The 9,245-nt window shown below is 72.2% G+C and carries 11 protein-coding genes and 1 pseudogene; 1 reads left to right on the top strand and 11 read right to left on the bottom strand.

The window, feature by feature from the left end; genetic code table 11:
• Positions 1-6 precede the first annotated feature (6 nt).
• The 9 genes and pseudogenes from lepB (ACOJTC_RS08295) to proS form a co-directional block, all read right to left on the bottom strand.
• Positions 7-642, bottom strand: a complete 636-nt coding sequence (lepB, locus tag ACOJTC_RS08295; protein WP_088646703.1) for a signal peptidase I — start codon at positions 640-642, stop codon at positions 7-9.
• 164 nt (positions 643-806) lie between these two features.
• Positions 807-1,628, bottom strand: a pseudogene (gene lepB / locus ACOJTC_RS08300) (signal peptidase I); the annotation flags it as partial.
• A 192-nt stretch (positions 1,629-1,820) separates the two neighbouring features.
• Complete coding sequence (gene rplS / locus ACOJTC_RS08305) at positions 1,821-2,177, bottom strand: 50S ribosomal protein L19 (protein WP_088646705.1); 357 nt, start codon at positions 2,175-2,177, stop codon at positions 1,821-1,823.
• Positions 2,178-2,319: 142 nt separating this feature from the next.
• Complete coding sequence (trmD, locus tag ACOJTC_RS08310) at positions 2,320-3,108, bottom strand: tRNA (guanosine(37)-N1)-methyltransferase TrmD (RefSeq protein ID WP_363652284.1); 789 nt, start codon at positions 3,106-3,108, stop codon at positions 2,320-2,322.
• 15 nt (positions 3,109-3,123) lie between these two features.
• Positions 3,124-3,708 carry a ribosome maturation factor RimM gene (gene rimM / locus ACOJTC_RS08315; RefSeq protein ID WP_420116398.1) on the bottom strand — a complete coding sequence of 195 codons (585 nt, stop codon included), beginning with the start codon at positions 3,706-3,708 and terminating at the stop codon, positions 3,124-3,126.
• Between the two features lie 2 nt (positions 3,709-3,710).
• A complete protein-coding gene (locus ACOJTC_RS08320) occupies positions 3,711-3,971 on the bottom strand; it encodes an RNA-binding protein (RefSeq protein ID WP_172862164.1) in 261 nt (86 codons plus the stop codon).
• Complete coding sequence (gene rpsP / locus ACOJTC_RS08325; protein WP_357928565.1) at positions 3,946-4,422, bottom strand: 30S ribosomal protein S16; 477 nt, start codon at positions 4,420-4,422, stop codon at positions 3,946-3,948. The genes ACOJTC_RS08320 and rpsP overlap by 26 nt, the downstream gene beginning before the upstream one ends.
• A 248-nt stretch (positions 4,423-4,670) precedes the next feature.
• Positions 4,671-5,318 carry a DUF402 domain-containing protein gene (locus ACOJTC_RS08330; RefSeq protein WP_420116396.1) on the bottom strand — a complete coding sequence of 216 codons (648 nt, stop codon included), beginning with the start codon at positions 5,316-5,318 and terminating at the stop codon, positions 4,671-4,673.
• Positions 5,319-5,472: 154 nt separating this feature from the next.
• Positions 5,473-6,879: a proline--tRNA ligase gene (proS, locus tag ACOJTC_RS08335; protein ID WP_204923822.1), complete on the bottom strand. Its 1,407-nt coding sequence runs from the start codon at positions 6,877-6,879 to the stop codon at positions 5,473-5,475.
• A gap of 69 nt (positions 6,880-6,948) precedes the next feature.
• On the opposite strand from proS, the gene ACOJTC_RS08340 reads away from it, so the two are divergent.
• Positions 6,949-7,470 carry a hypothetical protein gene (locus ACOJTC_RS08340; protein ID WP_204923821.1) on the top strand — a complete coding sequence of 174 codons (522 nt, stop codon included), beginning with the start codon at positions 6,949-6,951 and terminating at the stop codon, positions 7,468-7,470.
• 76 nt (positions 7,471-7,546) lie between these two features.
• Here ACOJTC_RS08340 and ACOJTC_RS08345 read toward each other — a convergent pair whose 3' ends face one another.
• Complete coding sequence (locus ACOJTC_RS08345; protein WP_204956864.1) at positions 7,547-8,626, bottom strand: amidohydrolase family protein; 1,080 nt, start codon at positions 8,624-8,626, stop codon at positions 7,547-7,549.
• 18 nt (positions 8,627-8,644) lie between these two features.
• The gene (locus tag ACOJTC_RS08350; protein WP_420116397.1) at positions 8,645-9,223 is read right to left on the bottom strand and encodes a Uma2 family endonuclease; all 579 of its coding nucleotides are present in this window, start codon (positions 9,221-9,223) and stop codon (positions 8,645-8,647) included.
• Positions 9,224-9,245: the final 22 nt, after the last annotated feature.

Below are 9,245 nucleotides of genomic sequence, written 5' to 3' on the forward strand. Positions count from 1 at the left end.
GGCCGGTCAGGGGTTGGGAATCCCGTCGAACGACTTCGGCACGGTGAGCCAGGTGGCCCGGTCGAACGGCCAGAACACGGTGAAGGCCCGACCCACGACCTCCCCCTCGGGGATGGTGGCGCTGTCGATGTTGCGACCGGACTGCTGCCAGTGCTCCAGGGAGTCCCCGGAGGCCGAGCGGTGGTCACCCATCACCCAGAGCCGCCCCGCCGGGACGGTGATGTCGAACTCCTGGTCGGCGGGCTTGTCCTGCTGGCCGTTCGCGGAGTAGATGTAGGGCTCGTCGAGGGACTTGCCGTTGATCGTGAGTCGGTCCTGCGCGTCGCAGCAGACCACGTGGTCGCCGCCGACCCCGATCACCCGCTTGATGAAGTCCTCGCCGTCGGGGTTGCCGCTCCACTCGGTCGGTGCCTTGAACACCACGACCTCGCCCCGGTGCGGTGACCGGAAGTCGTAGACCAGCTTGTTGACCAGCACCCGATCGTCGATCTTGAGGGTGTTCTCCATGGACGGCGAGGGGATGAAGAAGGTCTGCAGCACGAATGCGCGGACCAGCACCGCCACCAGGATCGCGACGCCCAGGAGGATGGGCAGCTCCTTCCAGAAGGAGCTGCGCGGCTTTTCGGTCTGCTCGTCAATCACGGGTGGAGCCTACGTCGCCGGAGCCGAACGGGCCGCCCGGAACGCCGGAGGGGTTCCCGCCACCCGGCCCGCCACCACCGTTCCCGTCGGCGGAACCGGCCCCGACCGCCGGGCCGTGCGGGGTCGCGGGACCACGCCCGTCGCCCGGACCGGGTGCCGGCGGCGAGCAGGGCGGCGACCGGGAGGAGCAGGACCACGTCGCCGGTCGGGGTCGGCCGTACCGGGGCCGGGGCGGTGTTCGCGGCGGCGGAGTCGGACAGCTTGGCGAAGGTGGCCGGCACCGGCAGCGACGCCCACCGCGACGACGGCCACACCACCATGAACGCCCGGCCGACCACGTTGTCGATCGGCACCGGACCCTGGCAGCGGGCGTCCTGGGAGACCAGCCGGTGGTCACCCATCACGAAGATCTGCCCCGGGGGTACGACCACCTCGTCGAACCGGCGGGACCGGCACTCCTTGGGGTTCGGCGGGACGTCCAGCGGGGAGTTCCGCACCACGTACGGCTCGTCGAGCGGGATGCCGTTGACCATGACCCGGCCCTGGTCGTCGCAGCACTTGACCCGGTCGCCGGGCAGCCCGATCACCCGTTTGATGAAGTCCTTCTCGCCGGGGCGGCTCACCCCGACCAGATCGCCGAGGGTGCGACCGATCTTGCCGGCGGCACCGGTCGGCGGCACGGGATTCTCCTGGGCGACCCACTTGTCGGTGCCCCGGAACACCACGACCTCACCGCGCAACGGGTCGCGCATGTCGTAGACGACCTTGTTGACCAGGACCCGGTCGCCGATGAGGAGGGTGTCCTCCATCGAGCTGGACGGGATGAAGAAGGCCTGGAGCAGGAAGGTGCGGATCAGCACCGCGAGGCAGAAGGCCACGATCAACAGCAGTGGCAGCTCCTGCCAGAGGGGCATCTGTCGACGGGCGGGGCGGACCCGCCGACGCCACGGGTCCGCTGTGCCGTTCGAGTCAAGCACCTGCACCACGCCACTCCCCGGTCCGCAGAAACGACACTACCGCCCGGGAGCCTCGTCGAGGCCCCACGGGCGGCAGGGACGATCGGAGCGCCGCGATCTGTCGTCGCGACACCATCCGCCGGTCTGCGCCCGTACCGATCAGCGTAATGCGCTCTGGTCGATACGACATCCGCGCAGGTCAGGCGGCGTGGCGAACGGAGATCAGCTGGGCTGCTTCTCGCGCTTCTCCTTGATCTTGGCCTTCTTGCCGCGCAGCTCGCGCAGGTAGTAGAGCTTGGCCCGGCGCACGTCACCGCGGGTCACGACCTCGATCCGGTCGATACCCGGGCCGTTGAGCGGGTACGTCCGCTCCACACCCACACCGAAGCTGACCTTGCGGACCGTGAAGGTCTCGCGCAGACCGTCACCCTGGCGGCGGATGACGACGCCCTGGAAGATCTGGACCCGGGACCGGTTGCCCTCGACCACCCGCGCGTGCACCTTGACGGTGTCACCGGCCCGGAAGTCGGGGATGTCGGTACGCTTCGACTGGGCGTCAAGGGCGTCCAGGATGTTCATCGCTGCGTCCTCGTAATGCTCACGGCGCACCGTCACTCGGTGCGCGGATGGGTGATTCTGATCCCCGGGTGGTTGCCGGCGGGCCGACCCCGGTCGGGAATCCTCGCAGCCGCCCACGGCGTGGACGGATGCGGCAACCCCTCTACTTTGCCACATCCCCCGGGGGCAGGGGGAAGCCACCCCGATCCAGCGCGGCCACGTCCCGTTTATCCAGAATCTCCGGGGACAGCGCGGCGATCATGTCGGGCCGTCGGCGGGCCGTCCGGGTCAGCGCCTCGTCGCGCCGCCAGCGGGCGATCCGCCCGTGGTCGCCCGAGCGGAGCACGTCGGGCACCTCGTACCCCCGCCAGCTCGCCGGCTTGGTGTACATCGGGGCTTCCAGCAGGCCGTGGGCGTGCGACTCGTCGTCCAGCGAACCGGCATTGCCGAGCACCCCGGGCAGCAGCCGGGTGACCGCCTCCAGGATCACCAGCACCGCGACCTCGCCACCGAAGAGCACGTAGTCGCCGAGCGAGACCTCGGTGACCCGCAGCCGGGTCGCCGCGTGGTCGAGCACCCGCTGGTCGATGCCCTCGTACCGGCCGCAGGCGAAGAGCAGGTGCGACTCGGCGGCCAGCTCGTGCGCCATCGCCTGGGTGAACGGCGCACCGGCCGGGGAGGGCACCAGCAGCCGGGGCAGGGTCAGGCCGTCCGGGGCCAGTTCGTCGGGGGCCAGCGCGTCCAGCGCCTCACCCCACGGCTCGGGTCGCATCACCATGCCCGGCCCGCCGCCGTACGGCGTGTCGTCGACCGTGCGGTGCACGTCGTGCGTCCAGTCCCGCAGGTCATGGACGGCCAGCCGGAGCAGTCCCTGCTCCCGGGCCCGCCCGATCAGGGACAGGTCGAGCGGGGCGAAGTACTCCGGGAAGATCGACACGATGTCGACGCGCATGTGGGTGGCTTCCGGCTAGAGGTCGAGCAGACCGGCCGGCGGGTCGACGACGACGCGTCCGCCGGCGAGATCGACCTCCGGGACGATCGCCTTGACGAACGGGATCAGCGCACTGCCCCCCTGGGGGCGGCGCAGGACGAGCAGGTCGGAGGCGGGCGCGTGGTCGATCTTCGCCACCTCGCCGAGGTGCTCACCGGCCGGGGTGACCACGGCCAGGCCGACCAGCTGGTGGTCGTGGAACTCCTCCGGGTCCTCCGGGGGGGCGACGGAGGCGCTGTCCACCCCGAGCAGGGTGCCGCGCAGCGCCTCGGCGGACTCCCGGTCGAGTACCCCTTCGAAGGCCACCAGCATCCGCCCCTGGTGCCAGCGGGCCGACTCGATGGTCAGCTCGTCGGGGACCTCGTAGGCCACGCCGGGAGCGACGGCCTCGACCGGCTCGGCCGCCCCCCGGCGCGGTGCCGCCACCCGGGGCGTCGCCCCCGGCTCGGTGCACAGCACCGCGCCGGGGGCGAACCGCGCTTCGGGCTCGTCGGTCCGCACCTCCACGGTGACCTCACCGCGGATGCCGTGCGGTTTGCCGATCCTGCCGACGATGAGCAGCATCAGTACGAGTCGACGATGTCGACGCGTACCCCGCGTCCACCGATGGAGCCGATCACCTGACGCAGCGCCTTGGCGGTCCGCCCGGACCGCCCGATCACCGTGCCGAGATCCTCCGGGTGCACGCGGACTTCCAGCCGCTTGCCCCGACGGGAGTCGACCATGCGGACGCGCACGTCGTCCGGGTGGTCGACGATTCCCTTGACCAGGTGCTCCAGGGCGGGACGCAGCGGCATGTCAGGCCTGCTCACCGGCGTCGGCAGCAGCAGCCGGGGCCTCGGCCGGAGCCTCGGTCTTCGGCGTCTCGGTCTCGGCCGGGGCCTCCGCCTTGGCGGCCTTGCGGGCCGGCTTGGCGGGGGTCTCCGGGGCCAGGCCGGCGGCGGCCTTCGCCTCGGCCTCGTACGCCGCCTTGCGGTCGGCGCGCTCGGCGGCGACCTTGAGCGGCGGCGGGGCCGGCAGGCCCTTGAACTTCTGCCAGTCGCCGGTCAGCTCCAGCAGACGCTGGACGGCCTCGCTCGGCTGCGCGCCGACCGAGAGCCAGTACTGGACCCGCTCCGACTTGACCTCGATGATCGAGGGGTCTTCCTTCGGCTGGTAGACGCCCACGAACTCGATCGCGCGACCGTCACGCTTGGTGCGCGAGTCCGCGATGACGATGCGGTACTGCGGGTTGCGGATCTTGCCCATCCGCAGGAGCCGGATCTTTACGGCCACAGTTGTTTCGCTCCTGTTGCGATTTCACCGACCCGGCTACGGGCGGTGCACGGGTGAGCGTCGACCGGCACAGTGGGGTTGGGCCGGAGACTGCTCGATGGACTGGCGACGCGCCCGGGTTAGAGGGCGCCGGACGCGCGCCGGATACCAGCGACCCATTCTGCCAGATCACCCGCCGAACACTCACATCGGCCCACCCGACCGGCACGGCCGACCGGCGGGCCGGTCGCCAGTGAGCTACGACACACTCATCGCGCGGGTGGCCGGTCCCAGCCGGGTGGCAGCTCCGTCGGGGGCGTCCAGTCGCCCGGCGGGACGAAGTCGCACCAGGTGCCGTCGAACGGGAACGTCCCCGCCTCGGCGAGGGCGATCACCCGCTCCCCCTCCGCGCGTACGGCCTTCTCGTCGGTCACCCAGTAGTGGTCGGGGAAGGCGAGCCGCTCGGAGAACTCGTCCTCGTCCTTCCACTGCCAGCTGTGGTCGGGCCGGACCACCACGTCCAGGTCCTGGTCGACCACGTCCACCCCGGCCAGCGACCCGTCGTCCCACCGGACGCCGGGCTCCTCCAGGTTGACGTACCAGGCGGCGAACCGGTCCTTCTCGTCGCGGAAGAACCAGACCGAGTGGGCCGCGCCCACCGGCAGGAACTCCAGCAGCGGCGGTCCGTTCCACCGGCCCCGGGCCAGCCGGTACGACGAGGTGATCCACTCGGTGAACGGCATCGCCCGCATGCCCAGCCCCGCCTCGGACACCTCGTGCGCCACCGGCGTGTCCCGGGCCACCCAGAGCAGCAGGCCCCGGTCGTCGTCGAGCACCACCCGGGCCGGCCGGACCCACCCGATCCGGCCGTGCCGCACGTTCCGGTGCACGATCAGCTGACCCGGTTCGAAACGCACCACACCTCCACAGCTCTGCACGCACCTGCGGCGCGCCGGTCCCGGCGCTCCCGGGCTCCGGCCACGACGCCGGCCCGCGTCCCGGTGAGCCGGCGGTACACGGGAGGCACCGCCGGCAGAGAGCGGGTCGGCGGACCGGGCGCCGTGGGGCGGTTCAGTAGGCGCGGGCCAGGATGGCGGTCAGGTCCGGCTCGTCCTCGTTGTCCGGGACGGAGCCGTCGGCGCGCAACAGGCACCGGACGGTGACGCCCTGGCCGTTGGCCTCGGCCTCGCCCGCGATGCCGACGGCCGACCACGGCACCATGGCCCAGCCGGTGGCCGCCGCCTCGATCGCCTCGGCGAGGGTGGACACCTCGACGGTGCGGGACCGCCGGTGGGCGAGTGCCTCGTCGTGCAGGGCCTGCTGGTCGGCCTCCAGGGCGGCCAGGACGGCGTCGACGACGTCGGCGACCGGGGTGGGGGCCTTCGAGCCGTCCGTCCGCCGGACCACGACCGCGTTGCCGGCGGCCAGGTCGCGGGGGCCGACCTCGACGCGTACCGGGTAGCCGCGCAGCTCGGCGTCGACGGCCCGGCGGCCGAACGCGGTGTCGGTGCGGTCGTCGAGCGCGACCCGGACGCCGGCGTCGCGCAGCGCGTCACGCAGCTTGGCCGCCGCCTCGCCGACGCCGTCGCCCGCCTTGACGATCATGACGTACGCCTGGATCGGGGCCAGCCTCGGCGGCACCCGCAGCCCGTTGTCGTCACCGTGCGCCATGATCAGCCCGCCGAGCATCCGGGTGGAGGTGCCCCAGGAGGTCGTCCAGGCGTGCTCCCGGCCACCCTCGGCCGAGGAGTAGCTGATGTCGAACGCCTTGGCGAAGTTCTGCCCCAGCTCGTGGCTGGTGCCGAGCTGCAGCGCCTTGCCGTCGCCCATCATGCCTTCGCAGGTGTAGGTGGCGGTCGCCCCGGCGAACCGCTCCCGGGCCGTCTTCAACCCGACCACCACCGGGATGCCCAGCACGTTGACCATCAGGTCCTCGTACGCCTCGTGCAGGATCTTGCGGGCGTAGGCGCGGGCGTCTTCACGCGTGGCGTGCGCGGTGTGCCCCTCCTGCCAGAGGAACTCGCTGGTACGCAGGAAGACCCGGGGCCGCAACTCCCAGCGGACCACGTTCGCCCACTGGTTGAGCAGCAACGGCAGGTCCCGGTACGAGTCGATCCACTTGGCCATGAACTCGCCGATCACCGTCTCGCTGGTGGGGCGCACCACCACCGGCTCGGCGAGCTGCTTGCCGCCACCGTGGGTGACCACCGCCAGCTCCGGCGAGAAGCCCTCGACGTGCTCGGCCTCGCGCTTGAGGTAGCTCTCCGGGATGAACAGCGGGAAGTACGCGTTCTCCGCGCCGGCCGCCTTGATCCGGGCGTCCATCTCGGCCTGCATCCGCTCCCAGATGGCGTAGCCGGCCGGTCGGATGACCATGGTCCCCCGGACCGGGCCGTTGTCGGCCAGCTTCGCCTTGGCGATCAGGTCCTGGTACCAGCGGGGAAAGTCCTCCGCACGGGGAGTGAGCACGCGAGCCATGACCGCACATCCTATGCGCCCCCCGACGGGTCGGCGCAGCCGGGCGCGCCCGCACTACCATCTGCCGTCATGCTCTGCGACCCGGCACCGGCCCTGGCCCCGCTCGCCGCCCGCTGGGTGGCCTGGGTGGCCGCGCACCGTCAGCCGGTCAACCCGGTCAGGGACGACACCGGCCGGCACGGCGGGCGTCACCAGCCGGACGACGTGTGGTTCCTCGCGGGCACCTTCGGCGGCGGGGTCAGCCGGCGCTGCGTGGTGCCGGCAGGCCGTCCCCTGTTCTTCCCGGCGTTCAGCTACTGGCAGCCCGGCCGCCGCGACGAGCCGGCCGAGCCGATGCCCGACGCCAGCGGGCACGCCGAACTGGACGGGGCCCCGGTGCCGGTACGGCCGGCCGGCTCCGCCGCCTCGTTCCCGGTCCGGGGGTTCTTCAACAACGTCGTCACCACCTGGCCGTGGCCGGTGCAGGTCTCCTGCTGGGGCCTGTGGGGGCTGGTGCCGCCGCCGGCGCCGGGCACACACCGGCTGACCTTCGCCGGGCACGACGGCGCGCGGTTCTGGGTCGAGGCCGAGTACGAACTCGACGTGCGCTGAGCGGCGTCCGTGGCCGTCGACCACCGTGGTCGGCGGCGCAACCGGCGCGCGGGCCGGCCACGGGCGACCCGGCCGGTCAGCGGACCACCCGGCCGCGCAGGACGATCCGGCTGGGCGTCCGGACCACCCGCAGGTCGCGGCGCGGGTCCTCGGGGTAGACGACCAGGTCCGCCAGGCCGCCCTCGACCAGGCCGGGGAAGCCGAGCCACTGTCGGGCCCGCCAGGAGGCGGCGGCGAGGACGTCCACGGCGGGCATGCCGGCCTGCTCGTGCAGCAGCAGCATCTCCTCGGCGGCCAGCCCGTGGTCGATGCCGCCGCCCGCGTCGGTGCCCACGTAGATCGGCACCCCGGCCTCGTGGGCGGCACGCACCACCTCGGGGAAGCGGTCGCGCAGGGCGAGCATGTGGTCGGCGTAGCCGGGGAACTTGGGGCGGGCCGCGGCGGCGATGCCCCCGAAGGTCCGAATGTTGATCATCGTGGGGACCAGCGCGGTGCCCTGCCGGGCCATCAGGTCGATCAGGTCGAGGCTCAGCCCGGTGCCGTGCTCCACCGAGTCCACCCCGGCCCGCACCATGATCTCCACGGCCGACTCGCTGAACGTGTGCACCGCCGCGCGTACCCCGGCGGCGTGCGCGGCGGCCACGGCGGCGGCCATCGTGTCGGCGTCCCAGGCCGGGGCGAGGTCGCCGACGCCCCGGTCGATCCAGTCACCGACCAGCTTGACCCAGCCGTTGCCGGCGGCGGCCTGCGCGGTGACCGCCGCGGTCACCTCCGCCGCGTCGACCTCCAGACCGATGTCGCGCAGGTAGCGCTTCGGCGGGGCGACGTGCCGCCCGGCGCGGGCCAGTCGCGGCAGGTCCGGTTCGTCGTCGAGTTCGGGGTACGGGTACGGCGAGCCGGCGTCGCGCAGCGCGAGCACCCCGGCGTCCCGGTCGGTACGGGCCAACGTGCGGGCCTGGTCGAGGGAGGTGACCGGGGTGGCGCCCCGGGCGATGCCGAGGTGGCAGTGGGCGTCGACCAGGCCGGGCAGCACGAACCCGGAGTCGGCGACCGTCTCGGCGTCGGGCACCGGGTCGAAGGTGACCCGGTCGCCGTCGAGCCAGACGTCCCGGACCTCGTCGTCGGGTAGGAGCACACCGCGCACATGCAGAGCCATGCGCACAGTCCTACCCGATCACTTCCGCGCCCGTTCGAGGACCTCCTGCCGACGCCGCGTCCACGCCGGGAGGTCGAGCGTCACCTTCCAGGGCCGGTCGATGGTGACCAGGCCGTCGGTCTCCACGCTGGGCTCGTAGCCGCCCTTGGGGCTCAACAGCAGTTCGGTAAAGGTGATCTTCTCACGCAGCGGATCGAGGACCCAGTAGGCACCCACTCCGGCGTTGGCGTAGATGCGGACCTTCTCGTGCCGGTCGCGGATGGTCGATTCGGGGGAGATGACCTCGACGGCGAGCAGGGCGTCCTGGACCGGCACCGGCGAACGGTTCGCCTGCTCGACCCGGATGACCACCACGTCCGGTCGTGGTTCGTTGCGGCGGTCGATCGACAGGGACTGGTCCATGCTGACGAAGTAGTCGTCCGGGCAGTGGAGTTCGAGGGCGAACACCACCCGGGCACAGACGAACTGGTGTAGCGGCGTGGGGGACGGCACGATCAACCTTCCGTTGATCAGTTCGTACGGAAGGTCCTTCGGCAGGTCGCCGAGGTCGTCGACCGTCCACTCGTGCCGTTCGGGCAGGCTGGGTGCTGCGGTCATGACATCTCCTCCCAGGGGCGAC

Origin of the sequence: Micromonospora sp. (genome assembly GCF_048594385.1) — a bacterium.
Lineage (GTDB): Bacteria > Actinomycetota > Actinomycetes > Mycobacteriales > Micromonosporaceae > Micromonospora > Micromonospora wenchangensis.